Origin of the sequence: Cupriavidus sp. SIMBA_020 (assembly GCF_046535395.1) — a bacterium.
Classification (GTDB): domain Bacteria; phylum Pseudomonadota; class Gammaproteobacteria; order Burkholderiales; family Burkholderiaceae; genus Cupriavidus; species Cupriavidus campinensis.
The window spans coordinates 1-266 of the sequence record NZ_JAWRWU010000736.1 but is presented as its reverse complement, the minus strand read 5'-3'; the positions used below and the strand labels follow the sequence as shown (position 1 = coordinate 266).

Annotated in this window: 1 protein-coding gene; it reads left to right on the top strand. The window is 68.0% G+C overall.

Translation table 11 applies throughout. The features are described from left to right. Positions 1–36: 36 nt before the first annotated feature. Positions 37–266 (top strand): ferredoxin (locus SB751_RS31280; RefSeq protein ID WP_410749182.1); only part of this gene is annotated, 230 nt, incomplete at its 3' end.

The window sequence follows — 266 nt, the reverse complement described above, 5'->3', positions numbered from 1 at the left end:
GGCCCTCCCCGAACACAATCCGCAAAGGAACCCCGCATGACCCGCGACGCGCATGACGCCGTGTTCGTGATTCTGACGTCCAAGCCGGGCGTGTACCGCACCGAGGCGGACGCGCTGGCCGAGATCGTCGAGACCTACGACTACGCCTGCGATGGCCGCCTGCGCGCCGTCTTCAGCATCGCGCGGCTGCGCGGACCGAGCCGGCTGGTGGTCACCGAGGAAACGCCGCCCTATGTGCTGAACCGGGTGCCGTCCAAGTTCCTGGA